Genomic DNA, 25,426 nt, shown 5'->3' on the forward strand with positions numbered 1-25,426 from the left:
GTTGCAGCGCTGATCAGATTCAGGCTGGCGATCAATCCGACAAAGGTGCTCGCGGTGCCGGTCTTGTCAGCCAATTCAGTTAGCCAGATCGGCATCGTATTCAAAATCGTAGTTGCATTACTTATTATGAATACGGATGTGTTTCGTACTCTGTTGTGCACATAAGCCTCAATCAAATCGCTATTCGGCAACTTACCTGGAGCGTGGATTGCCTGATGCAGATGATTGCACATCTCGAGTCTTTGTGCTCGCACAGGATCGCATAAGGCTCTGCCGCAAACGTTGGCCGGTACAGTGACACATGGCACATTGCGATGCCGTTCGGCGGAGCTGTCCACGCCATCACGTTAAGGTTCTGATGGCTTCCATCCCCAAAACCTACCAGAGGAGAGATCAGGGGATGTCCATTCCATCAGAGCTCTGAGCGAATCCTTACGAAACTGTATGGTCGCAGTGAGGTTGAGGAGATGCTGGGTGTGCTTTGCATTTGCGGTGGGCGGCGATGAGATGCTGCCCCTTCACGCAAATCAGAGGGAGCACGTGAGCTATGGCCGTCCTACCGGAATTTAATGCAGGCAACTTTACCTCGGGCACCGAGATCGACAATCCGTATCTGCCGTTTTTGCAAGGTTCGGTAAAAAGCTATGGCGCGACTTTTGTCGACGTTGAAAGCGGTGAGGAAGAGAGCGAACGCAACGACGAATTCATCTACTACCAAACCAACGAGGTCGCGGGCGTGCAAACCATCATTCTGCGCGATACGGCCTATGAAGGCGATATCATGGTCGAGGATACGCTCGACTGGTACGCTCAGGATAACCAGGGCAATGTCTGGTATCTGGGTGAGACCGTCATCAACTACAACTACGACGATGAGGGCGACTTTGTCGGGACCGATTTTGACGGTTCTTGGGAGGCGGGCGTCGATGGTGCCTTGCCTGGATATCTGATGAAGGCGACGCCGGAATTCGGCGCAGCCTATTATCAGGAATATCGAGTCGGTGAGGCGGAGGACGAGGCAATTCTGGTCCGGGTCAATCAGACCATAGAGACCGATCTGGCGACGTACACAAACGCGATCACCACACTCGAGACAACGTCGCTTGAGCCCTCGGTGGCCGAGTTCAAGTCCTACGCTCCGGGTGTGGGACTGGTGCGGATTGAAGAGGGCATACTGCCCGACGGCACGGCGGAGCTTGATGTTCAGCTTCAGCATGAGGCCCAGGTTGGACCGCGTGAACTGCCCGACCTGTCAGAGCTAGCCCCCGTCGGCGACGGGTCGAAGATGTGGGTGACCTTTCTCACCGAACTAGGAGAGTCCAATAGCGCTATTGGTGTTTATCTGTTCGATTCCGAAACCGGTGATATTGGCGAAGGTCGGATCCTGTTCAATGACACCGAAGATCTAGAGCAAGGAACCAGCATCGCAATCGACGTACCTGAGGGTCAATCTCTTGGTCTCTTTCTGGTGCCTGATGCCGATGATACCGGGCTTGAACTGAACGACTATGCCGAAGGTGGCCTGTTCTTTACTGATTTCCTGACCGGTGCTTCTGCAAGTGTTCTGGATGGGATGGCCCCCGTGGTCAGTGATAGCGACGGTAATTTCATGCCCATCCGTCCACTTCATGCCGCAGGTCAGGCGGGTGACGCCAACTTCCTGAATCCGGTTGCCGGAGTTCAGGTTGTTGATTTGGAACTTGAGGGGACCAGCGCTGAAGTTTTCGGGTTCGAAGACGACTTAGCCCCCGTGCGTGCCATTGAAGGAACCAACGCAGACGAAATGTTCGACGATGCCATTCTTGCCGTGAGCGACGCGCAACTCAATGCGGATGAAATCGGCGCTCTGCTGGATCAGATCGGCATCAGCCGGATTCGCGGTACCGATGGAGACGACCAACTTCAGGGCACGAAAGAGGATGACCAACTGATCGGACTGGAGGGCGACGATTTTCTGTTGGGTCGTGGCGGCGATGACGTGATCGAGGCGAGCGATGGCAATGACATCGTCCACGGTGGCCATGGAGACGATGAAATTTCTGGCGAGGACGGAGAGGACGTGCTTCGCGGCGGTCGAGGTGATGATGAAATCGAAGGTGGCGACGGAGATGACCGGATCTTCGGCGGCAGGGGAGATGACGTGCTGGAAGGAGAAGACGGCGACGACTTGCTTTATGGTCGCAAGGGGAACGACGAGCTATGGGGCGGAGAGGGCGACGATAGCCTCAGTGGAGGAGCCGGCAGTGATCAACTTGCCGGCGGTACAGGCGACGATGATCTGAGAGGCGGACGCGGAGATGACGCCTTCATCTTCAACCTTACAGATATCGGCGCGGACACGATTTGCGATTTCGGCAATGGCGACGATCTCTTGGTTATCAGCACCTACACAGGCGCGACCTCCTTCGAAGATCTGGTGTTTGAACAGGTCGGGTCGGATGCGGTGCTGTCGCTAGCCGGCGGCCAGGTGACCTTCGAAAACGTGGCAGTAGCGTCGCTTGCTGCGGGTGATTTTGTGTTCGTGTGAGCGTCGCTCAATGAAAAATAGGCCAAAGCAGATCTGGAACGAACAGGAGTTGAAGAATTCTAAGCAAGACAAGAGCCAACGGTTTGTTGCGAAGCTCAGATGCAGTTTTTGATGCTTTGTGAAACAACCGGAAAGTGAATACTCGACGGATCAAAGCACTTTGCGTCCATGCGCATAGAATTTTGGCTTCAGACAACGAAGGGACCCGCTATCTTGATCGGCATGGGCGGGTTCCGACAAGTAATCCCAACCTACGCTATCACTCAGGAAGTCCAGTTTTAGAACGCCTGGTACGCCGGTGATCAGTTTTGCTGTGACTTCGGTTGCGGATACTGGCCCCTCTGTTGTTTTGCCGCCAGCACCCACAACAAATGTTGTTGTGCCGTCAGATGAAGGCCTGCCATTGCCATCCAACTGGTGTGTTCGTTCATAAAAATGGTTGTGACCATTCAAAACGAAAGTTGCATCAGCATTTTGCAGCACCCGAAACAGATGGCGTGCATTTTCCGAGTGTTTCCGGTTGACGGCCGAATAGGCGGGCTTGTGATAAAATGCAGCCAAGCATTTCTCGGGGTGTTTCGTCAGCACGCCTTGGAGCCAGGCCATCTGATCTGAACCGTCAGATGCATCTATCTCACTGTTAAGAGACAAAATAAGCCAGTTTTTGGACCTGATCGCATAGTACCCTTGCCGATCAGGTCCCGCGCGTTGCCCCCAATAATCAAAATACCCATATGCATTGAGCGATTCATATTCGTGGTTGCCGGGCGTCGGCCAGGTCCTTGTTCGTGCTTGGCCCCAGTACGGATCATAACAATCGCTGAACGAGACGGGCTCGCCATGTTTGTACGCCAGATCTCCCAATGCCAGCACCGGAAGTAGAGGGTGATCTTGTAAGATTTTTGCGGTCGCAACCATACCAGCATTTGGCATCATCCGATCCCGCGGAAGACCAATCGAATATCTCAAACTATCCAGGCCACGCTCTACCCCGCTATTTTTCTTGCAATTGGCAATGTCGCCGCCAGCCAGAAGAGAAAACGGTTCGGTGACGTCAACATCATGGATACGATCCGCGTCGAAAAGATCGCTGGCCATGGGCGTGGAAAGTTGCCTGAGCGTTGATCCCGCAATCGAAAAAACTTGCCCACGTGTGCCTGCAAGGCCAAGACATGCGAGCAAACTTGCACCAAGGAAAAAACATATGAATCTTTTCATTGTACCTCCTGAGAGGCACAAGCACGATTCCAGATTTCAACAAGGTTTCAGGATCATTACAAATTGGTAATGTCTTGCAAGTCCCAGTCGTCCGGGCCACTCAACGTCATCAAATCGCGATGGTGCAACTGACATCCAAAGACGCGCCCGAAATTCTGAGTTCTTGGCCGTTGTAATTTTGAACTGCTTTGGTCATGCGGGTTTGAACCCAACGCTGACGTGAAGACCCGGAGAATTGTCACTCAGCGAAACCTCAGCGTTGTGTAGATCCGCGATGGCTTTGACAGTGGCGAGTCCCAGACCGTGCCCGGCGCTTGTCCGGCTCTTATCAGCCCTGTAGAATCGCCGGAAGATCCGCTCCCTGTCCTCGGTCGCCACGCCTGGTCCAGTATCCGCCACGATGAGGTTTACAGCCCGGTGGGTGGCGCTGATCTTCACATCTATTTTCGTGCCTTCCGGGCAATGCCGCATCGCGTTCTCGATCAAGTTTGACGCCAATTGCAACAGGAGTGAGCGATCTCCGAACACGAACGCAGGGTCCGTCGACTGGGCCAAGCTAAGTTTCTGTTTGGAATTTTCCGCTGCGGGTTCGAACGCTTCAAAGACAGTTTCGGCGACAGCGTTCAGATCAACCTTTTCAAACCGTTCGCGTCGGCTTCCGGATTCGACCTGGGCGATTCGGAGCAGGGCATTGAATGTCGTGATTATGCCTTCGACCTCGATCAACGCCGCGTTGATGTGCGAGCGATCCGGGGTTTCTTGTTCTTCCAGCCTCTCCAATCGCTGTCGCAACCGTTGCAGCGGTGTTCGCATATCATGCGCGATATCTGTCGAAATCTGCTGCTGGGTCTCCAGAAGTGTTTCCAACCGGGCTAAGGTTCCATTGATACTCTCGGAAACCCGGCTGAGGTCGTCATGCGCATCGTCCGAGATCGGGATGCGTGCATGCAGGTCACCCTTCGACACAAGGTCCAAGGTGTCGGATATACTAACGATGCGGTTTTCGGTGATCCTGCCGACCCATACGCCGGTAACCAAGCCAGCGATGATTGCGAGAACAAAGCCAAGTGTAAGGGCTACGGCCAGCGCTTCAATCACTTCGCTGACCACATGGTCCCCTGTCCCTTGCAGAAACTCATACGGCCCAATTTGACTTCGCATGAGCCAGTACCCGGTTACTTCCTCTTCATGCACCCCATCGATGTCGATGTTTTCGACGGGCACGAATTGCACGTCACCGGTATTGGCTGTCCCAAGTGCTGCCGGAAGATCGGCGCGCTGGATGTTTCCCGAAATCTGGGTTCCGGCATCATCGCGCAGCCGAAATATCCTGGAATTCTCGAAATTGATGGCCTGCAGCGCCTCGATATACTGGACCAATGTATCCCGGCCGTGGGCGTCGAATACGCTCTCCAAGGTCTCGGCGTCAGAATGCATTCGCTCGAATGTGTGATCGCGGACCTCGTAGATGGCGAGGCGGTAAGCGCCAAAAAACATCAACGCCACCAGCAGCGAATAGAGGATGGCAAAACGGAGTGACAGTTTGATTGACGTGCTGCGCAATCGGAACCGAGAGATCATGGCATCACGCGTGCAAACTGTAGCCAAAGCCGCGGACCGTGTGGATCAGGTCTCTTTCGAATGGCTTGTCGATTTTTTGTCTGAGCCTGCTGATATGTGTCTCGACAACATTGGTTTTCGGATCGAAGTGAAAATCCCAAACAGACTCCAGCAGCATTGTCCGCGTCACAACCCGGCCTTCATTGCGCATGAGAAACACGAGAAGGCGATACTCGCGCGGTTGAATCGCAATCGTTTGACCGGACCGGGTTACCGAATGCGCAATCAGGTTCACCTCCAGGTCCGCAACTCTTAGTGTCGTCGGCTCAGCTTGAATCGGTGGCCGTCGGACCAGCGCCGTTAGACGCGCAAACAATTCGGAGAACGCAAACGGTTTGACCAGATAGTCGTCCGCGCCGGCCTCCAATCCGTCAATCCGGTCGTGGATATCGTTCATTGCGCTGAGAAAGATAATCGGCGTTTTGACGTCAGCGCCCCTAATGGATTTAACAAGGGTCAACCCGTCCAGCCCCGGTAGCATTCGGTCGACGACCATAACATCGAAATCACTGTCCAAGGCGTGCAGGAAAGCTTGCTTTCCGTCGGAGGCAAGTTCGAATGTGTGTCCAAGCGATTTCAGGCTGGAACTGATGTATTCGGCCGTTTCGGCATCATCCTCGACAATCAGCACGCGCATAACGTCTACCCGCAGTTTGGTTTCGGGTAGTGTATTTGATTTCGCGCCCTTCTCGCTACCACATTACCAATTTGTATAGTCACGCCAATATTTCGAGAAGCTCGGGTGCTCTATGCAAGCCATGCAGGCACAGGATGGAAGCATGGTTACAGTCGACCCTGAACTACAATATATCCGGGAGCGCAAAGCACCGGCGCCGGTCAGAACATTCAAACTCACCTCAATTCAACAGCGATTTTTGTTCGGCTTTCTGGCGACGCTGCTCGGCATCAGACTTGTGCTGATCTTTTGGCTGCCAATAACGGACACGAACGAGGCAAGGTATGCCGAGATCGCCAGAAAAATGCTGGAAACCGGCGACTGGATCACGCCGCAATTCGACTATGGTGTCCCTTTCTGGGGCAAGCCACCTTTGCATACGTGGTTCTCGGCCATTGGGATGAAAGTCTTTGATGTCGGACATTTTGGCGCAAGACTTCCCATTTTGTTGCTCTCTTTTGCGGTCCTGTTGCTCTGCTTCACCTGGATGCGGCGGCAGCGCGGATCGGATCAGGCTTTGGTCGGTGTCACGGTTCTGGCACCTTCAGTGCTGTTTTTGGATCCTCAGCTTTTGTCATGACCGACATGGCGTTGGTGTTGGGGGCAACGCTTTGTATGGTCGCGTTTCACATCAACGTTGTTGAGGCGGCGAGCAGGTCGCGATGGGGCCATTTGTTCTTTGTTGGGTTGGCAATCGGTATTCTTGCCAAAGGCCCCGTCGCGATTGTCCTGACGAGTATTCCGATATTCCTGTGGCTCTTGATGGGCAATCGCTGGTCCAGTTTGGCATTTCTGCCACGGAAAACCGGGATCCCGGTATTGGCAACGCTAACGCTGCCTTGGGATCCGATGGCCCCTGGCAACTGTGCCTATTCACAGAGATGAAGTCGCCAGGGGTTGCCGGATTTGATGATCACATTTGCGATTGTGACCAACTTTCGCGCGATAGCAATAGTGACGAGCTTGTGCGGCTTGCCACGTTTTTTCAAACGTTTGGCTACTTGCGTCTGAACTGGATTGTGGTGGGCGGCTGCGAGAGCCGCCTGGAACAGCACCTGCCGGAGTGACTGCCGCCCACCCGCGATAGCTCTTTTCCCGCGCATGGTGCCACTGTCATTTGGGATGAGCCAGCTCTACTGGCAGCCATTACCGTAGTTGCATTGTTTTCCTTTCTCCTCAGCCGCACATGGGCTTTCAAACTTGAAAATCTCCGCAACAAGCGCGATGCCGAGTGTCACCCGATATAGGCGATCGCACGAGCGAGGCTGAAAGGCCTTGAGTTCGTTATCAAAGGTGCCGTGTGGACAGATCAGTACGCGGCATCGGCTCAGTCTCCGAATTCAAAAATCACATTGAAGCCAAGCAGCTGGTCGACGCTTCCATCGTTTTCCACACTGGCGATGGCAGTTCCGAGCGTCACCCCGTTCTCGAACTCATACTCAAGCGCCAATGATGCCAGGTTGGTGGTCTCGTCGCGGCCAATTTCCCGACGGGCCAGAACACCGGATAATGCGAGATCGCCAAAGGCGTAACCGGCGTTCAGAGTCAGGAAGCGCGCGTTGTCCGAACTTCCCTCCCAACCATGGAAGATGGCAAACTCGGCAAGAACATCCAAGGGTGCTTGCTCAAAGAAATGGGTCAGCGACACCACTGCGCCAAGTTCGTTCTGGGCATCATCTTTCGCGCGACTTAAAAGCCTGCCGCCCAGGGAGAATTCGGTATTATCTGAAACCCAGGACCATTGCAGTGTTGCATTGTTCAGCTTCCCAGTGTCTCCGACGCGCCCCTCATCGTCTGAATTGGGGTCAAGATCCGATGTCAACGACCTGTTCAGGCGTGTGTCATCCGCGTAGAAAACACCGAAGTCCAGATACCCGGCACCTCCCAGATCGAACTGCGCCAATCCGCCGATTTGCCCGTCCAGTTCATAGTCGCTAGCAAGCGACCCGGAAAAAAAGCCATACGCCGCGTCGAACGCTGTGCCGAAAACCGGCGTTATTTTTCCGACCGAAAGGCTCGTGTCAGCGAACGTATAACTTAGGCCCAGTTCATCGACAAAAACATGTGCCTCGCTCGAAGAACGCTCGCTTTCAGGATCGTCGATACGCTCAACCTGAACTGAACCAAAAAGATCAAGCCTGTCGGAAAACGAAACGATCGCCCCGATATCAAGGTTGGCAGAGATCTCGCTTGGTTGTTTTTCGCCTTCGTCTGTATCGATGACAGTAAGCGTTTCGATCTCAATCTCGCCTTCCCAAACAACAGAGGTCTGGCTTTGTGAGGCGGCCGATGTCGCCGACACAACACAACTTAGCTGCAGGATCAGGAAGCAATGAATTTTGTTGGAGTTCATGCTCAGATATCAGAAGATCAAAGGACGTTCAGTGAAAGCACAGATACTTCGCATGCTGGAATGCGTAAAGTACGCACCCGTTGAAACTCTCGCAGCACCCGTTCTTCCAAGGTAATCTTGGTTCAATGAAAACAGTTTTGGACCCGACAGCCTTGATCCAGCCCCTGACAGCCTCCGCAATGAACTCGGGGCCGTTGTTAGATCTGATATAAGCTGAGAGACCACGAAGGATGAACAGGTCTGTCAGCGCATCGATGACCTCGGTCGAGTTCAACTTTCGCTTCACCCGGATAGCAAGACACTCCCGGCTGTGTTCGCCCAGAACGTTTAATGTCCTGAAGGCCCTGTCATCATCTGTTCGATGATGCATGAAGTCATGCGACCAAACGTGATTGCGATACTCGGGGCGAAGCCGGACACATGATCCCTCGTTCAGCCAAAGCCGTCCTTTCTTAGGTGTTTCATTGGAACTTTCAGCCTCTCACGTCGCCATAGACGTTCGATACGCTTGTCGTTTACCTGCCAGCCCGCGCCTCTCAGCAGATCAGCAATCCGGCGGTAAGTCACCACGGGCTTTTCCTGGCTGAACCATGCGAAGAAGGATCACGGGGTCAGCACCGGGCTGATGACGTCTGCTGCAGGGATACAAAACCTTGCCAAGTTCAGAAAATCAGCGCTGGAGCCCGCGTAGCCCTGACCGAAATAGCGCGCGCCGGGGCTTCAATGACGTTTGCAAATGCGTGCCATCATGATCGCGTCGCCGTAGCCGGTTTCGGTTCTGACGAAATCGAGCATCCGGCCTTCTTCCTGAAACCCGAGCGCTTTGTAGAGGGCAATTGCACGGGTATTGTCCAACCAGACGATCAGCGAAAGACGGCGGATAGACAGGTGGGTGTCGCAACTTGCAATGATGGCCTCCATCAGCGCCCTTGCGACGCCTTTTTCCTGATCCTCTTCGCGGGTTGCGACCAAGTTCACTTCGGCTGAATGTGCCGCCCTGGGGGTGCCTGAATTCATTAGCAGTTCTATAAATCCAACAATTGAATTGCCGTCCAGTGCAACGAGTTGCAGGCGGTTTCGGTCATGAGCAAGGCGATCTTCGGTCGTTTTCAGCGGCATGAACGGCAACCGCATACTGCCACGCACAACATGGGGGCTGGTCAATATCGCATGAAGCGCTGGCGCGTCGTCCTGGTGCGCATGTCGCAAAGTGAAGGGCATCGTGTCCTCCGTCCGTTGAGTGCGGGTCGCACGCAGTCGACCCGCAACGAGATTAGATTAAGCCGACCCGGTTGCCATGCAAACCTGTTCGATATGCCGGTGATCGGTTCCGCAGCAGCCGCCAAAGACGACAAGATGCGGCATGAGTGCACGAAGTTCGGCATAGTCGCGGCCGGTTTCGACAGGGTCGCCATCATCGAGCGTTTCCGCCTCGTCGAGTTCGGCATGGCTGAGCCGGGAGGCGTTGGCGCGAATGCCACAGATCCGGTTCCTCCAGGCTCCGCCGGAACGAAGCGTTTCGCGAAAATGATCGGGGTGTGCGCAGTTCAGCATGAAGTAGGCCGGTCCGCCGCCGGTCCGATCATCAACCTCTTCGATCGCCGATCCAAGCGTTTGACCGGTGGGAAGCCGCCCGTCCGTTTCCAACGTGAACGAGATGACCACCGGCATGTTCCACTTTTGCGCGGCACGCACGATCCCGATCGCTTCGGGCGTGTTGGTGATCGTGATGGCGGTCACCAGATCGGCATTTGTTCCGGCGAAGGCCTCGATCTGAAAGGCGTGATAGGCCTCGGCCTCGGCCACGGTCATGATTTCACCCGGATCATAGCCATCGCCGCGCGGGCCGACGCATCCCGACAGAACGCTGTCCATCTCTGGAAAATCGGTACGGAGTGCATCCATCACAGAGATGGACCGCCGATTGAACTCGGCCAGTTCGCGTTCAGTGAAGCCCAGTTCACGCGCCCAATCGGGACTCGCGCGCCATGTCGCGCTTTCAAAGATGAACCCGCGTCCATGGGCAGCTGCAATGCCGGCATGGCTGCGGTAATACCGCTTAAGCGCGGCACGCCCGCCTTCGGTCCCCAGCAGCGGAAAGGCGGCAAACAGAGGAAGGTCGATCTCATAGTCGAAGATCAGTGTTGTTTCGATGCCCCCGTCAGTGACAAAGATGTCCCCGCCAAGTTGCGGCAGTATCGTTGTGCTATCTTTCATATCTCATCTCCTGCAACGTCGATGAACAAGGCTTAACGGGCGCTCCGTTATTTCACCGTCACAAGAACTGGCCGCGCTGAGTGGCCCGCGTTAAACTTCCGCCAAATCTGTTAAAGTGTCCGAATGGATCGCAAAGAGCGCCTCGAAATTCGGTTGATCGGCCGTCTCGAAGTCCGCTTCCGAGGGCGGCGGCTGACATTTCCAATACGTCATGCCGGGTTCCTTCTGGCGATTCTGGCGCTGGAAAGCCCATTGCGGCGCGAAATCGTGGCGTCGCGCCTTTGGGGGGAACGCGGCGACGAGCAAGCCAGGGCGTCATTGAGGCAAACGATCTATCATGTTCAGAAAGTCCTGGATGCAGTGGGCGCGCCGGGCCTCGTCGCTGACCGGGTGTCGGTCGCTCTCGACCCTGACGAAATCCATTGCGATGTCTCGGACATTTTCAACGGATTGAGGTCTGACCCGGTGACGGCGGCGCCTACTGTTCGCGCCGATCTGCTTGGTGATGTCGGGCGGATCGATCCCGCGTTTGAAGAATGGCTCTCAGATGAGCGGCGCGCGTTCGCGGAAAGAGTATCGGCAGAACTCACCATGGCCGCCAAGCGGTCATTGGAGTCACGTAACTGGAAGGAACTTGATGCGGTCGCAGTCGCATCGCTGAGGCTGGACCCCTACGACGAAGCCGCTCTGCGCCATCGGATGGAAGCATTGGCATACATGGGAAGACGGACGCAAGCCTTCTCCTTGTTCGACGAGTTTCAGGCCAAACTGGCCTCGTCGCTCCAAGTCGAGCCGGAGGATGCAACGCTTGCTTTGCGTGATCGGCTGGTGTCTTCGCCAGCCGACAAATCTGCGATTGCCGTCACGCTCGAGGCAGAGCCCTTACCCTCGCTTATTGAACGCAGAAGCGTATCCATCCTGGCGGTGGCCGGAGATGGCGACAGCAGAGACCCCGAGGAATTTGCGACCGCTTCGGCGCGCCTGCGGGACTTCATGCAGGGCGCACTGCAAGATGGTGCAGCGGTTATTCTGGAACGCTCGGGGGCGATGCAGGCTGGTGTTTTCGGCGCGACCGGGCTTGTCGAGCGACACGCCGAAGCAGCCGTCCAAGCGGCCCGGGCGATGATTGCGCGCGGTTGTGATCAGTTGCGATTTGCCGTTGTTTCAGGTGACATTGTCGAAGCGGGCGACATCGATGCCTCAAGCGTTGCGCATTTACTTTCCGAGGCGGCAGAGTTGATGCCTTCGGTCCGGCCCGGAGAGATCGCGCTGTCGACAGAAGCAGAGTTTCGGCTGGATGCGCGGCCCGATGACACGCCTTTCGTGGCGCGGCTCGAGGAACTCGACATTCTCGAGGGAGCTTTTGCCGCATCCTTTGATGGTCATGCACAGGTCGTGGGAGTTGTCGGCGAGGCGGGTATCGGCAAATCGACCCTGTTGCGTCAGTTTCTGAGCAGCAAGCGCGACGCTCGGGTCCTTTTGATCGAGGGTCGCGAACGCGAGGTCTCGCGGTCCTTCGGTGCGATTGCACGGTTTCTCAGAACATTCGTCGCAGACGATGAAACGGCACTGGAACAGGCGCTCGCGTCGGGCAAGTTGCCCGCGCAAAGTGCAACCGCCATCGCAGGGATTCTTGGCTTGGAAACGTTTGGAACGGACGCTCCGCAAGAGGAACGTCGGAGGCAGATTTTTGACGCGGTATCTGCGATTGTCTTGAAGCCCGCCGGTGGTACGGGGACTACCATCCTCGTTGTCGAGGATCTGCATTGGCTCGATGGCGATACGGCGGAATTTCTCGACCGGCTGGTTGGTGAAGCATCGCAACACCGCCTACTCATACTCGCGACCTTTCGACCCGAACATCAGGTGGGCTGGATCGGGCGCAGTTCCTGTCGCCTACTTCGACTGGCGCCGCTCTTGCGTGAACAGGCGGCTCAGCTCGTGTCCCCATGGTTCGACGAAGGCCAAGGCGGGGTGCGTGAACTTGTGCTGGACAGGGCCGAAGGGAACCCGTTTTTCCTTGTTGAACTGGCCCGCGCATCCGCATCGCTGGTGCAAAACAAGCCAGACGGCATTCCGGGAACGATCCGCGATGTGCTGCTGGCCCATGTTCATCGACGCCCAGTTGATGCACGTCGTATTCTGCAATGCGCGGCCGTATTGGGGATTGAGGTGTCCGATGAAAACCTCGCCACCTTGTCGGGATTCGATGACGCTCGATTAGATTGCGCGCTGCAAGGCCTGCGGAAAGATGAGCTTCTTCAGCGCACGGGGACAAGGACCGAGCCCGGCCATCGGTTCCGCCACGCATTGTTGCATGACACCGTCTACGCCTCGATCATGAAGTCCGATCTGCAGTTGCTGCACCAGGCGGCATTCGATGTCGCCCTAGCGCAGTCGGATGTCGATCCCGGCGCGGTTGCGCACCACGCATGGCAATCGGAAAACTGGGACGCCGCGTTCACATGGTGGCGCCGCGCGGGCGACCATTTTGCACAACTGTCTTCCTACACACTTTCCGCCGAAGCCTATGGCAAAGCCATCCTTGCGCTTGACCGAGGCAGACAGGGCAAACCGGGAAATGACCAAAGGGTTGAACTGGCGCTCAGGTTGCGGCCCGTACTTGTTCCACTTGGCCGTTACCAAGATGCTCTGGCAGAGCTTGATCTGGCCGAAGACATATCGACCGAACGCAACAACACCGCGACGCGTATCTCGGTTCAGATCAGCAAAAGCTACCTCTTTAGTACGCACGGCAGGCTGGCAGACGCGATTGACAAGGCCAGGCAGGCCAAATCTCTGTGCCAAGGGGGCGAACAGCAAGCCTATGAAGCAACGCTGGCCGAAGGTCAGGCACGTTCGTTGATGGGCGACTGGCAGGGCACTCTGTCATTTCTGCGCCCGACCCTATCGTTCTGGGAGGCGAATCCCCACGAGCGCTTTGGTCACACTGGAACGCGCGCGGTGTGGTGTCATGGGCATCTATCCAATGCGTTGTGCCTGAACGGGCAGTTCGATGCCGCAGCCGAGCACGGTCAACGTGCTTTTGACATAGCGACCGAAACGCAACGACCGCTCGATCTGGTCTTCTCTCTTCACCGGTTGGGCCGCGTTCATATGGCCCTTGGAAATCAGGACGAAGCGCTGGCTCTGCTCGAAGACGCGGTGCAACAGGCGGAGGACATTGATGCGCCGATATTTCGATCTTGGTTTGCCTGCGATGCTGTGCCGGTCTTTATCAGGGCAGGTCGACTGGACGATGCTCGAAACCTGCTTGATCGTCAGATACAGGGAGCAAAGAAGCTCGACCTTGTTCAGTTCGAGGGCTGGCTTCGGCTGCGCCGGGCAGAATATCTGTATGCGGTCGGTCAGCGGGCTGAAGCAACGGTAGAGGCACAGTCAGCCTTTTCCTGCGCAATAGATATCGGAGATCTGGTTCTCGAACCCCTAGCGATGATGATGCTCGCGATATGTTCTGGCGGGCGGAACGGGCCTGACAAGAAGGCTGCGGCACGTGACCTTGCAAAAAGCCGAGGCTTGGCAGCCGCCTTGGCACTTTAACCAGCAGCCGAGGTTGCAGACCGGAATCTGTCGCAAAGATTGAAATGTGATCAAACACCTAAACAGTTCAACAGGTGTTTTCACGTTAACTTCCGACCTACCAAGGAATGCTGATGTTCGGATTTCAAACACCTGACAATATCGGTTTTCTGTGAAAAATGCACGCTATAATACGAAAAACATAAAAAACACTAGACAGCTTACTGAAAACGCAGTTTCATTCGATTTGTTGTGGCGGATCAGCGCCAGTAAGTGCGATCACATATCAAAATCTCAGTCGTCCTGCTTTTTGGGGAGGAAACTAAATGGGTGACATGCAGAAGATTCTGTCTCCGTTTTTTGAAGGCAGCGGCCTGAAAAGGGGACTGCCAGCAACGGCATATACAGGACAGGATTTCTGGGAAGTGGAATGCCGAACCGTGTTTCACCGCAACTGGGTTTGCGTCGGGTTCGCTCATGAACTGAAAGAAAGCGGTGATGCTGTACCGGTGACGATCGCGAACAAGCCGCTTCTCATCGTGCGCAACACCAAGAGTGAGATCAGGGCGTTCCACAACATCTGCCGTCACCGGTGCCTGACGTTGGTTGACGAACCGAAAAACGTCGGGAAGCTGATCCGTTGCCCCTATCATGCGTGGGCCTATGATCTTGACGGTCAACTGCGTGCCGCGCCGCATTTTGGCGGCCCGAACCAGCACAATCACGAAGATTTCGACAAGAAGGCCAACAGTCTGATCCCGGTTCGGACCCATGTCTGGAACGACTGGATATTCGTGAACATTGATGGCAAGGCTGAACCCTTTGAAGACTACTCAGCCACGCTGCAGGCCCGTCTAGACGGCATGGAATGGGACAAGATCGATTGTGTCGCGACGCTGGATTTCGGCGAGGTGGCCTGCAACTGGAAGTTCATCATGGAGAACTTCATTGAGCCCTATCATGTACAATTTGTTCATTCCACGACCACCGATCAGCCACTTGAAGATCATTATACGATCGTTGACGGCAATTGTATGGGCAGTGCCGTGGACCTGGAGGAAGAGATCGGTACCTCAGGCAGTCTGGGTGTGAGCTCGCGTTATCTTGCCCTGTATCCGAACTTCATCCTGGGACGGTATTTCCCTGATCAATTGGGCGTCTACCTGAATATCCCCAACGGTCCTGGCACGATGCTGCAGAAGCGCGCCATCTACACAACCGCTGGGCAAAAACTGGACGGCCACGATGTAGAGGGCCTGAAGAAGCTGTGGTGGGACGTCCACAAGGAAGACCATGAAATGACTGAGCGACTGCAGTTGGGTCGAGCGTCGTCGATCTCGGAAGCAGGTGGCGTTCTTTCCCCGGCCTGGGAGGACAGTGTGCGCGCCTTTCAGGATCTGGTCGCCAGGGATGTGACAACCGAAAATACGTGAAGGACATGAACACAATGACAACTGAAACCAACAAGGGATTTCGCCTTGCGCATACCATGATCCGTGTTGTGGATTTGGAGGCGAGCCTAAAATTCTATTGCGATATTCTGGGTATGCAAGTCCTGCGTCGTACAGATTATCCCGAAGGCAAGTTTACCAATACCTTCATCGGTTATGGTCCGGAAGAAAGCTCACCGACGCTTGAACTGGCGCTGAATTGGGGCCGCGAAGAGCCTTATGAAAAAGGCGAAGCCTATGGCCATATCTGTATTGAAACGCCGGATGTCTACAAAGCCTGCGAAGACCTTGCCGCAGCAGGTGTGAACATCACCCGTCCACCCGGACCGATGAAGAACGGCACCCGCGTCATCGCATTCTGCGAAGATCCGGACGGTTACAAGGTCGAGCTGAACGAATCCATCCTGAAACACCTGGCCAACGAAGGGGCATAACCCATGGGCGATCAACCACAACTCTTCAAATTCGATCTGGTGCAAGAGCGCTATGACAATATGGGTGAAAGCGACACCTATATCAAACCGATGGTCACCAGCGAGTTCTCCAAATCGATGTGTGGCGGCATCAATGTATTGAACAACATCAAGGTGCCGTGGGATCTGACCTGTGACGAGATCATCTACTGTCTTGAGGGGACATTCCGACTGGTTTGCGATGGCAAGGAATATGTCTGCAACCGGGGTGATGTGTTGTTTGTTCCGAAGGACAATCACATTTCGTACGAAGCGGATGAACGTGCTGTAATCTTCTATGCGGCCTACCCGCATAACTGGAAACAGCTGGCGGGAATTACCGTGGTTCCCGGAATCGACCCGGACGATTTTGTGGCGGGCTAAGCGCCTGTTGCGGAATGAAAGCCGACGATAGGTGACCTGCCTCATTTGTTGTCGGCCCTCTTTGCATAGGCGAGAGAAACACAGAACTTTATTGGGTCACCGACTGCTGCAATGAGGAGGAGTGGGGCGGGCCCTGATAGGAGGACGACACATGCCCAAAGACAACACCGGCGACAAAATCTACTACGAGAATTTCAAGGACGCGGTCGAACGCAACCGCCCGAAGATTCCCGAAGTTAAAAAGCGGCTGGAAGAAGCCGGCGTTAAATATGTCATGGGCGCATGGATCGACCTGCACGGCATCCCCAAAACCAAGCCGGTGCCCATGAGCGATTTTGAACAGCTCTGCCTGGGCAAAGGACCGCAATTTGCGGTGCACTCGATCTCGTATGTTCCGGAACTCAGCCCTGCCGACAGCGATCAGGTTGTGGTGCCGGATCTGGATGCGGTTTACATCTGTCCCTGGGACACCTCGATGGCGATCATCTTCTCGGACCTCTATTGGGAAGATGCCCCTTATAACGTCTGCTCGCGCCAGGCGTTGAAGCGTGCGATGCAGGACGCGACACAGGATGGGTATACCGGTTACGCCGGTGTCGAACCTGAATTCATCGTCATGAAATACGACGAGAATGGTCAGCCCGTAAAAGCCTTTGACGACGATCTGGGCAAGGCGATCAGCCCCCGCCGTCAGGCGTTTGGCTATGACGTTGAATACTCGATCGACTCGATGCCCTTCCTGAAGGACATGATTGACATCATCGAAGGGCTGGGCTGGAACCTGCACGACGTTGTTGCGGAAGGCGCCTATTCCCAGTTCGAACTGGATTTCCACTATACCAACATGCTGGAAATGTCCGACCGGCTGGCCTTCCTGCGCATCGTGCTGAAGGAAGTTGCGAAAAAGCATGGCATGTTCGTGACCTTCATGCCGAAGCCCACTGTAGGCGACTGGCGTTCGGGCGCGCATATCAACATGTCGATGCACCACGAAAGCCGCCCGGGCGAGAACATCTTTGAAACACCCGAGGGCGAATGGTCGGACGAAAGCCGGTGGGCCGTGGGTGGTCTGATGAAACACGCCGAAGCCATCACCGCCATCACTTGCCCGACCGTGAACTCTTACAATGGTCTGGTGCCACGTGTGGGTGGATTTGAGGGCGGTACCGTTACCTGGGCGCCAACGAACATCACCTATGGATTCAACAACCGTTCGGCTCAGTTCCGTCTGCCGCAAAGCCGTCACTGCATCGAAAACCGCGCCTGCGACATGACCATGAACGTGTATCTGGCCATGGCGATGCACCTGACCTGTGCGGTTCAGGGGATCAAGAACAAGATCGACCCTGGTAAACCGACCGACTTCGATCTGTACTCGAAGACAGAAGCCGAACTGGAAGAGATGGGAATCCGTCGTCTGCCACGAACATTGTGGGCCTCGATTGAGGCACTCCGTGGCGACAAGATGGCCGAACATGTGATGGGTCCGGTCATGCGTCGTTCCTATCTGGAGTACAAAAACGACGAATGGGAACGGTATCACCAGGCGGTCACCGACTGGGAAGTAGAGGAATACCTGCGTCTTTACTAACCTGCGGAGCGGGCCACCCGGCTTTATCCGGGTGCCCCGTTCACCTGAGGCCGTCGGTTCCAGTGTGTTCCGATGGCCGTCCTTGCCTCGTGCGAATTCTGGAACCCCAAAAGGAGATCTGCCGTGTCCAGTGACTATGACGTTTTTAGGCTCGGCGATCTGCCTCTGCTGAAAGGCGGGGTTCTGAAGGATGCCCGCCTGGCCTATAAAACCTATGGCACACTGGCGCCAAAGGGTGACAACGTTGTGGTGATGCCAACTTTCTATACTGGCAGCCATGACCGCAACGAAGGATTTTTCGGACCTGGTCGCGCGCTGGATCCCGCGCGTCACTATATCGTTTCAGTCAATCTTTTTGGCAACGGTGTGTCGTCTTCACCCAGCAACACCGAAGGCCCGCAGAGTGGTGGAAACTTTCCGGCAATTACACTGCATGACAACATCGCGGCCCAGAATCGTCTTCTGACAGAGCGTTTGGGCGTGACACAGATTGCGCTGGTGACGGGATGGTCAATGGCTGGATGTCAGTCGTACCAATGGGCCGTTCAGTACCCCGAAATGGTCAAGGCAATCTTGCCCTTCTGTGCCTCGGCCCGCACCTCACCGCATAATTTTGTCTTTCTCGAAGGGGTAAAGGCCGCACTTTGCGCCGATCCGATCTGGAATGGCGGGCATTATGACACGCAGCCCGTCGAAGGGTTGGGCGCATTCGGACGTGTCTATGCCGGTTGGGCATTTTCCCAAACCTTTTATCGGACCGGTTTGTATCGCCAACTGGGCTATGACAGCCCGCTGGCCCTGATGGATGACTGGGCCAGGGATCACGCCGAAAACTGGGATGCCAATGATCTTCTGTGCAAGCTTGCCACCTGGCAGGCAGGAGACGTGAGCGCCGGGCCGCGATTCAATGGGGATTACAAGGCGGCACTCGGGTCGATCCGGGCTCGGACCATCTTGATGCCCTGCACCCAAGACCTGTATTTCCCACCTGAAGACAATGAAATCGAGGCCACCCTCATTCCGGGCTCACAATTCGCCCCGTACAATTCCGATTTCGGCCATTGCGCCGCAAATCCCGGCAACGATCCAGGTTTCACCACTCAACTGGATATGCATGCCGCGACGCTGCTTGCACTTTAACAAAGTGTTTGCTTCCTCATCGCAACGCTCGAATTGAACCAAGGACCAGTTTCCAGGGGCAATGCAGCATGCCCCGATGGACCTTCAGGGAGGAACCGAAAACGTCCGTAAAACCAACGCTGCCCATGCTGGACGCACCTCGCGACCAGGATGCCGACGAAGAGCAGGAATCCATGATGAGTGAAGAGTTTTCGACCGCGTTCCTGAAGATGAAACGGCAGGAACGGGGTCCTTCGTAAGCCATTTCTCGCGCTGCGAGAAAGAAAACACGCTGGATGTTTGCGGCAAGGAACTGCATGGCCAACCTGTCAGAGCGGCCATACCAATCTGATTGACAGCGCCAGCTACGACGCCAAAATTGGTGGCACACCTTGAGTATCAAACTTTTATTCGACAACCTTGCGCTGGATGTGAGTCATCAGACGCGAGGCTTTATGGGTCAGAGATTTCAAAATAACTTCGACCGCAGGCGCGTTGTGAATCAAGCCCACGCCTTCACCCACTGGCTGGCTCGCATCGCAAAGACCGATCCCACGCCAACCGCGTTTAATGACTTTGTTGCTTTCGCCTACCTCCGGCAGTACGGGCACATCGTCCCCGGACAACGCCATCAGAGCGTTGACCTGGCCTTGCTGCAGTGGCGTTTCCTGGCTTGCCCAGAACCGGGTCCCCATCATTACCCCGTCGGCACCCATGATCAATGCTGCGGCGATGTTGCGCGCGTCCGTTATACCGCCGGAACACAACAAAAGTGTCTCGGTGTGACTGGCATATATGGCATCCGCCACTTCGGGTAGCAGGGCCATAGTGGTTCGGTTTCCGCTGCCCGATCCGGCGGATCCATTGCCATGCGCGGCAAGAATCTCAACCCCGGCGGCGATGGCCTTCCGGGCTAAGTCAATCGTATCGACTACGCTGATCACGGGCACTTTTTTGGCCTGAATTTTTTCCACAAACGGACTGGGATCTCCGCCGTAGAGCAAAATTGCTCTGGGACGATAGCCGAGCAACTGATCCAGCAGCTCAGGCTCGTGCTCCAGCCGAAGAATGTCGACCCCCCAGCCGACAGCATCCTTGCCGGTGCGCAGATAGCAACCCCTCAGAGCGGTGAAGTCCAGGTTGCCGACATGGATCAGCCCCAACCCGCCAGCATCACTCACAGCGGCCGCCATGCGCCAGTCCGAGGCGGGGTTGAGCGGCGCCAGAACCATTGGGTGCAGCAGCCCGAACATTCGGTTGAAATGGGTGTCAATCATCGGGTTTCTTCCTGGTTCTTGCCACGGGTTGGCCATAGGAAAAGGGTAGGTTGCGCAGGGATTAAACTTGGCGTTCGGGCAAATGTACGATTAGCCCGTTCAGCGCCTCGGTCACCTTGATCTGGCAAGTCAGGCGCGAACGGGTCGGATCGGGTTCCCAGGCGAAATCGAGCATGTCCTCTTCCATTTCGTCTTTGGCGGGCAACTTTTCGACCCATGCCGCATCAATGTAGACATGACAGGTCGAACAGGCACATGCGCCACCGCAATCGGCCTCAATCCCGGAAAGGCTGCTCTCTCGCGCTCCTTCCATAAGCGTCAAACCGTCAGCAACCTGGACATCATGTTGAGTTCCGTCATGTTCGATATAGGTGATTTGGACCATGAAAACCCGCCCCTGGATTATGCGGATCGGTGCCCGCGTTTTTGATGTGTCACAACTGCGCCCGTGTGGTGCATTTGATCCAGGGCAGATGTGAACGAGATCGCACGAATTGAGCGCCCAAATCAGAGTCGTCACTCGCAAATCTGATGATAATGCAGCTACATTTGCTGTATCGGACGAAAACGACAACGTAGTGTCGGTTTGGTTGCGTATTGGGTAGTTCGAGCGATTTTGCAGCGTTGTTGCGCTCGACAGAGGTGTAGATTGCCCTGAACGAGTTCGATATTTTCGAAATCGGAAAGGTGCCAGCGCCTCAAGTGCTGTTCTCGCAAAATACAGGAGCTTTGAAGCGGTATTCTTGCAAACAGCGGGCTAAAACGAATTGCATTGCCTGTTCCGGTCTAGATATGTTGAGGCAGGAAGCCCTGCGACGGGATTGCGGGCTGTAAAGCAATGCAGAGTGCGTAAATGGAATCCAACACAAGGCGCAACGGCCGGGAGAAGCAAACCCGCCAACGCGGAACGCATTCGGTCGAAGAGCGTCTGAACAGCGAAATCGTCAGGATGCTGGAGATGGATGGCCGTATGGCATTCTCTGAAATTGCGCAACGGCTGAAGGTTTCAGAAGGCACCATCCGCAATCGCGTGAACGGAATGAAGGAAAGCGGGATGCTGCGCATTGTTGCCATAGCAGACCCGCGTGCCGCCGAATACAAAGCCGACGCGATGGTTTGTGTTAAAGTGGCGCCAGGGGTAACGCCCAAAGAGGTGGCGGATCGGCTGAATTCCGTATCAAGTGTGGTCTATATCCTTTGGGTCACGGGCCGGTTCGACTTGCTGATCGAGATCGTTTGTGACGAGCCAGACAAGATGACGAGCTTTCTCGAGGAGCACATCCACAGTTGCGAAGATATTGCGGATGCCGAGGTGATGCTGGGCTTGAAGAACTTCAAGAACCAGTTCCTGCTAAAGCGGGATTGGGATCAACGCAGCGACGTTGCGAGCGACTGACACGAGCTTGACCTTGCCTTCGAGTGATGTGGGCCGCGCATGCAGTTCCTGGTTAACTATGGATGCGCAGGATCAGTAATCCTCCTCCGATTTCCCTGCCTCTGCCCGCATAAGTGCGGTTATTTCACGCTCGCATTCCAGATAGCCGGGCAGGGCGATCAGGTCTTCCTTGCTTTTTAGTTCTGCGCCCTTCTTGAATTCCAGATCCAGCACGGTTTTCAATCGTCCCGGATTGGCCGACAGGAACACAATCTTGTCGGCTAGAAATATGGCCTCCTGAATGTCATGTGTGACCAGGAGGATCGTGGTATGGGTGGTTTCCACGATTTCCAGAAGCATTTCCTGCATGTGCCAACGGGTCTCGGCGTCCAACGCGCCAAAGGGCTCGTCCATCAGCAGAATTTCCGGTTCATTTGCCAGTGTGCGGGCAATTGCGACGCGCTGTTTCATGCCACCGGACAGCGTGTTGGGATAGGCGTCGCGAAACCGGGACAGGTGAACCAGCTCGATGAATTTCTCGGCGCGCTCCGTGCGTTCGGCTTTGGGCACTCCGTTAAGTTTCATGCCGTATTCCACATTTTCGAACACGGTCAGCCAGGGGAAAGATGTGTAGCTTTGAAACACCATTCCGCGCTGGCGTGAGGGGCCATGGATTATTTCGCCGTCAAGGCTGACGGATCCGCTGGTCGGGTCTTCCAAACCCGCCACGATGTTCAGCAGTGTGGATTTGCCACAGCCCGACGGGCCCAGAAGAATGCATAATTCGTTGCGTGCAACGGAAAAGGACACATCACGCAGGGCTTCGACAGCCTTGGTCTTGCTGCCAAAGGTTTTCGAAACATTGTTGGTGGTCAGGATTGTGTCATCCAGAGGCATAGTGGTTCTTCTGTCCCAGAAAGTATGGTTTTTGCGGATTCCGGGCGGGGCCAATTCGGCCCTTCGCCCGCGTTTTCAGCATAGATCAGCCGCGATACCCCGCATCATAAAGTTCTTTGTGAAGCTCGCATTCGATGCCGGTTTCAGGGGCCTGAACCGATTTGATCAGGTTGAACTTAACCCACCATTCACTGACCAGGTTCCAGTGGTCGTTGATCTGGCCGTTGGTCTGATCAAATGGCGGATTACCGGGGGCTGATCCGCAGAACTGCGCGGCCTCCATGAAATCGTAGACATAGAGCCCCCCGTCGGTGCGGCTGCCATCCTTGCCCAGCACCAGTTCCACATCCTCAACGCTCATCTTCATGCCGTCGGCGATGATCTGGTTGCCCTCGGTCGGATTTTCCTGCCACCAGGAAATCGCGTCATACATGGCCTTCAGAGTGTTGCGTGCAGTGTCGCGGCGTTCAGTGACAAATTTCTCGGACATGTAGTGACCATCTGCGACTACACCTTGCTTGAGCCAAATGGGTTCCTGCGAATGGGCCAGCACAGAAGAACCTTCCAGTGCTTTCAGTGTGTTGGAGCCATAGGGTTCCCAGAACTCGGACGCGGCTACGCCGCCACCGATCATCGCGGCAAAGGCATCATCGGCGATGATGTTGCGATATGTGACGGAGTCAAAGGGCACGCCGTTTTGTTCCAGCCACATGGCCACGAAAATCTGCGACAGTCCGCCCTCCAGAACGGCAACTTCCTTGCCGACCAGATCCTGCGCGCTGGTGATGCCCGGCGCTGCGACGATTTTGTCGGTACCGTTAGAAAGATTGCCAAAAGCAACCAACTTGATCGGCAGACCGCTTTCAACGCCAACAGGGGTAAACTCTGCGGTTGAGCTGACCACATCCATCTGATCGGCAGCGATTAGATTGAAGCTTTCATAGGGGTCTTCAATTGTCTGATACTGAAGGTCCAGATCCGGGGCGAGCCCCTTTTCGATCGCTATGTGCCAAAATCCGTACCCGGGCCAGGTGAAGCCTGAAATCTTGACCTCCTCGGCGGCGTTCGCCACCATGGGGGCACTGGCTAGCAGCACGGCTGTGCCCATTGAGCGCAGACTGTTCCAAATCATGGATTTCTCCTTCTCCTGTTGGGTGGATGTTTTGTTTTTTCTTGGTGATGTGGTCGCCGGCACCTGCTTTGGGCGCTCGTTGGTTGGATTAATTCAAGTCAGTGCCTGCCCTCCAGATACGGGAATGCAAAGCGATAGACCTGCCGCAGCAGGAAATCGAACATGAGGCCCAAAACCCCAATGACCAGAATACCTGCCATGATTTCATCCACATGCAGGAACCGTTTGGCGCGCATCATTACCGCGCCGATTCCGGCATCTGCAGCGGTAATTTCGGCGATCACAAGATAGGTCCAGCTCACGGCCAGCATCTGTCGCATCGCAATGGTGATATTAGGCAGCGATGCGGGAACCACCACGGTGCGAAGCACCTGCAGACGGTTTCCGCCCAGTGTGACCGACGTGCGGATCAGATCGGCGGGCACGGACTTGACGTAGTCCGTGATCAGCGTGATCAGAAACCAGATCACCCCGATGAACAGCAATGACAGTTTCTGCATGTCGCCCGCGCCGAACCACATCAAAAGGAGCGGTATGAAAGACGGCGCGGGCAGATAGCGCCATGCTGACACAAACGGGCTGAAGAATGCTTCGACGGTCCGGAAAGTGCCCATAAGGATGCCCAACGGAATCGCTACTGCACAAGCAAGTGCAAAACTCAACAAGACCCGCCAAACACTGATCAATACGTCGTTCAGAAAGCCATTATCGGCGAACATCGTATAAAGTGCGCTAAGCACTTTGACCGGGCCGGGCAATAGGATGTCGTTGGCCCATTGCTGCCAAACTGCGAATTCCCAAACACCGAAGAATGAAACCCAAACGGCAACGCCGAGGGTGATGCTCCATGAGGTGGGGATGTCCTTCTTGAACTCGAAAAACCGCCGCCGCGGTGTTTTGGAGGACGTATCGGCCATGGAACGCTTGGCTACGCCGGAGATCTTGTCCGGGGTTGTGGACTGGCCGATGGTTCCGGTCACAAATTCCCTCCTTTTTTGGCATCTTCCACACTATTCCGGCATGATTTGCGGGCCAATATGGTGAGGTGGATCAACGTATCTTGCATAAAGTTATGGTATGGTGAATCGGCAATATAGCAACAACAATTTTGCTTAATTCGCACGACAACTCTACTTTACCTGAGTTTTCAGGTTACCTGCCAGGTATTCACGAGCTGAAACGGTAGTGGCGTGGATCTGCCAGTTTAGCGCTTTTTTGGAACTTCTCTCGGACAAGAGGGAAGTCGACAACCAGCCGAACATAAAAAGGAAGCCGAGAATGGAGAAAGGAGACCGGCGTGATACCTATATTGAAGGCTGGCGCAGCGGCAACCCGGTAAAGAGCCCTGCAGCGACTACTCCTGAATTCTGTTACGATCATGCCATATGACACCGGCAAGCACTGCGTTTTCTATCATCACTATCACAACGTCTGGTCGTCGAAGTATCGCTACGAGGTGCTGACCGGTCGGGCGGGCGAGCAGGTACGTGACATCCTCCGCCAGGTCTGCCGCGAGAGTGAGGTCGACCTCTTGTGCGGGGTGCTGTTTTCCGACCACGTTCAGATGTTCGTTTCGGTTCCGTCGAAGCGCGCCATT

At 55.3% G+C, this 25,426-nt stretch carries 24 protein-coding genes and 1 pseudogene; 11 read left to right on the forward strand and 14 right to left on the reverse strand.

Annotated elements, in window-relative coordinates:
• Positions 1-233 (reverse strand): hypothetical protein (locus M3P21_RS20210; RefSeq protein WP_249713043.1); only part of this gene is annotated, 233 nt, incomplete at its 3' end.
• Positions 234-547: 314 nt separating this feature from the next.
• On the opposite strand from M3P21_RS20210, the gene M3P21_RS20215 reads away from it, so the two are divergent.
• Complete coding sequence (locus M3P21_RS20215) at positions 548-2,527, forward strand: calcium-binding protein (RefSeq protein WP_249713045.1); 1,980 nt, start codon at positions 548-550, stop codon at positions 2,525-2,527.
• Positions 2,528-2,677: 150 nt separating this feature from the next.
• Here M3P21_RS20215 and M3P21_RS20220 read toward each other — a convergent pair whose 3' ends face one another.
• The 3 genes from M3P21_RS20220 to M3P21_RS20230 all read right to left on the reverse strand — a co-directional run bounded on the left by M3P21_RS20220 (position 2,678) and on the right by M3P21_RS20230 (position 6,002).
• A complete protein-coding gene (locus M3P21_RS20220) occupies positions 2,678-3,745 on the reverse strand; it encodes a metallophosphoesterase family protein (protein WP_249713047.1) in 1,068 nt (355 codons plus the stop codon).
• 192 nt (positions 3,746-3,937) lie between these two features.
• Positions 3,938-5,326 (reverse strand): sensor histidine kinase, encoded by a 1,389-nt coding sequence (locus M3P21_RS20225; RefSeq protein ID WP_249713049.1) that lies wholly within the window; start codon positions 5,324-5,326, stop codon positions 3,938-3,940.
• A 4-nt stretch (positions 5,327-5,330) separates the two neighbouring features.
• Positions 5,331-6,002 carry a response regulator transcription factor gene (locus M3P21_RS20230; protein WP_249713051.1) on the reverse strand — a complete coding sequence of 224 codons (672 nt, stop codon included), beginning with the start codon at positions 6,000-6,002 and terminating at the stop codon, positions 5,331-5,333.
• Positions 6,003-6,144: 142 nt separating this feature from the next.
• On the opposite strand from M3P21_RS20230, the gene M3P21_RS20235 reads away from it, so the two are divergent.
• Both M3P21_RS20235 and M3P21_RS22825 read left to right on the forward strand, forming a co-directional pair.
• Positions 6,145-6,621 carry an ArnT family glycosyltransferase gene (locus M3P21_RS20235; protein WP_249713053.1) on the forward strand — a complete coding sequence of 159 codons (477 nt, stop codon included), beginning with the start codon at positions 6,145-6,147 and terminating at the stop codon, positions 6,619-6,621.
• A 5-nt stretch (positions 6,622-6,626) separates the two neighbouring features.
• On the forward strand, positions 6,627-6,926 hold the full coding sequence (locus tag M3P21_RS22825) for a glycosyltransferase family protein (protein ID WP_373320094.1): 300 nt from the start codon (positions 6,627-6,629) through the stop codon (positions 6,924-6,926).
• Here M3P21_RS22825 and M3P21_RS22830 read toward each other — a convergent pair.
• The 5 genes and pseudogenes from M3P21_RS22830 to M3P21_RS20260 all read right to left on the reverse strand — a co-directional run bounded on the left by M3P21_RS22830 (position 6,911) and on the right by M3P21_RS20260 (position 10,611).
• Complete coding sequence (locus M3P21_RS22830; protein WP_373320092.1) at positions 6,911-7,144, reverse strand: hypothetical protein; 234 nt, start codon at positions 7,142-7,144, stop codon at positions 6,911-6,913. The two genes, M3P21_RS22825 and M3P21_RS22830, sit on opposite strands and share 16 nt — an antisense overlap.
• Before the next feature lie 224 nt (positions 7,145-7,368).
• Positions 7,369-8,394 carry a porin gene (locus tag M3P21_RS20245; RefSeq protein ID WP_249713058.1) on the reverse strand — a complete coding sequence of 342 codons (1,026 nt, stop codon included), beginning with the start codon at positions 8,392-8,394 and terminating at the stop codon, positions 7,369-7,371.
• A 76-nt stretch (positions 8,395-8,470) separates the two neighbouring features.
• Positions 8,471-8,955, reverse strand: a pseudogene (locus M3P21_RS20250) (DDE-type integrase/transposase/recombinase); the annotation flags it as partial.
• Positions 8,956-9,114: 159 nt separating this feature from the next.
• Positions 9,115-9,615, reverse strand: coding sequence for a GNAT family N-acetyltransferase (locus M3P21_RS20255; protein WP_249713059.1), 501 nt, complete (start codon positions 9,613-9,615; stop codon positions 9,115-9,117).
• A 57-nt stretch (positions 9,616-9,672) separates the two neighbouring features.
• A complete protein-coding gene (locus M3P21_RS20260; protein ID WP_249713061.1) occupies positions 9,673-10,611 on the reverse strand; it encodes a homocysteine S-methyltransferase family protein in 939 nt (312 codons plus the stop codon).
• A gap of 123 nt (positions 10,612-10,734) precedes the next feature.
• Here M3P21_RS20260 and M3P21_RS20265 point away from each other — a divergent pair, with 123 nt between their 5' ends.
• From M3P21_RS20265 to M3P21_RS20290, 6 genes are all read left to right on the forward strand, one after another.
• A complete protein-coding gene (locus tag M3P21_RS20265) occupies positions 10,735-14,172 on the forward strand; it encodes an ATP-binding protein (RefSeq protein WP_249713063.1) in 3,438 nt (1,145 codons plus the stop codon).
• 305 nt (positions 14,173-14,477) lie between these two features.
• Positions 14,478-15,584, forward strand: coding sequence for an aromatic ring-hydroxylating oxygenase subunit alpha (locus tag M3P21_RS20270; RefSeq protein WP_249713064.1), 1,107 nt, complete (start codon positions 14,478-14,480; stop codon positions 15,582-15,584).
• 14 nt (positions 15,585-15,598) lie between these two features.
• Positions 15,599-16,036, forward strand: a complete 438-nt coding sequence (gloA, locus tag M3P21_RS20275; RefSeq protein ID WP_249713066.1) for a lactoylglutathione lyase — start codon at positions 15,599-15,601, stop codon at positions 16,034-16,036.
• Between the two features lie 3 nt (positions 16,037-16,039).
• Positions 16,040-16,438, forward strand: a complete 399-nt coding sequence (locus M3P21_RS20280; RefSeq protein WP_249713068.1) for a cupin domain-containing protein — start codon at positions 16,040-16,042, stop codon at positions 16,436-16,438.
• A 151-nt stretch (positions 16,439-16,589) separates the two neighbouring features.
• Positions 16,590-18,029 (forward strand): glutamine synthetase family protein, encoded by a 1,440-nt coding sequence (locus M3P21_RS20285; protein WP_249713070.1) that lies wholly within the window; start codon positions 16,590-16,592, stop codon positions 18,027-18,029.
• Between the two features lie 123 nt (positions 18,030-18,152).
• Positions 18,153-19,169 (forward strand): alpha/beta fold hydrolase, encoded by a 1,017-nt coding sequence (locus M3P21_RS20290; protein ID WP_249713073.1) that lies wholly within the window; start codon positions 18,153-18,155, stop codon positions 19,167-19,169.
• Between the two features lie 386 nt (positions 19,170-19,555).
• Here M3P21_RS20290 and M3P21_RS20295 read toward each other — a convergent pair whose 3' ends face one another.
• Entirely contained in the window at positions 19,556-20,425 is an 870-nt protein-coding gene (locus tag M3P21_RS20295; protein ID WP_249713075.1) for a nitronate monooxygenase, read from the reverse strand.
• 61 nt (positions 20,426-20,486) lie between these two features.
• Positions 20,487-20,810, reverse strand: a complete 324-nt coding sequence (locus M3P21_RS20300; RefSeq protein WP_249713076.1) for a 2Fe-2S iron-sulfur cluster-binding protein — start codon at positions 20,808-20,810, stop codon at positions 20,487-20,489.
• A 468-nt stretch (positions 20,811-21,278) separates the two neighbouring features.
• Between M3P21_RS20300 and M3P21_RS20305 the strand changes: the two genes are divergently transcribed.
• Positions 21,279-21,821, forward strand: a complete 543-nt coding sequence (locus tag M3P21_RS20305; protein WP_249713079.1) for an Lrp/AsnC family transcriptional regulator — start codon at positions 21,279-21,281, stop codon at positions 21,819-21,821.
• A gap of 72 nt (positions 21,822-21,893) precedes the next feature.
• Here the strand turns inward: M3P21_RS20305 and M3P21_RS20310 are convergent, their stop codons facing one another.
• From M3P21_RS20310 to M3P21_RS20320, 3 genes are all read right to left on the reverse strand, one after another.
• The gene (locus M3P21_RS20310) at positions 21,894-22,697 is read right to left on the reverse strand and encodes an ABC transporter ATP-binding protein (protein WP_249713081.1); all 804 of its coding nucleotides are present in this window, start codon (positions 22,695-22,697) and stop codon (positions 21,894-21,896) included.
• An 85-nt stretch (positions 22,698-22,782) separates the two neighbouring features.
• Positions 22,783-23,829: an ABC transporter substrate-binding protein gene (locus M3P21_RS20315; protein WP_249713084.1), complete on the reverse strand. Its 1,047-nt coding sequence runs from the start codon at positions 23,827-23,829 to the stop codon at positions 22,783-22,785.
• 98 nt (positions 23,830-23,927) lie between these two features.
• Entirely contained in the window at positions 23,928-24,809 is an 882-nt protein-coding gene (locus tag M3P21_RS20320; protein ID WP_249713086.1) for an ABC transporter permease, read from the reverse strand.
• Positions 24,810-25,207: 398 nt separating this feature from the next.
• Between M3P21_RS20320 and tnpA the strand changes: the two genes are divergently transcribed.
• On the forward strand, positions 25,208-25,426 hold a 219-nt coding region (tnpA, locus tag M3P21_RS20325), incomplete at its 3' end, for an IS200/IS605 family transposase (protein ID WP_249713088.1).

Source organism: Ruegeria spongiae (genome assembly GCF_023502395.1).
Lineage (GTDB): Bacteria > Pseudomonadota > Alphaproteobacteria > Rhodobacterales > Rhodobacteraceae > Ruegeria_C > Ruegeria_C spongiae.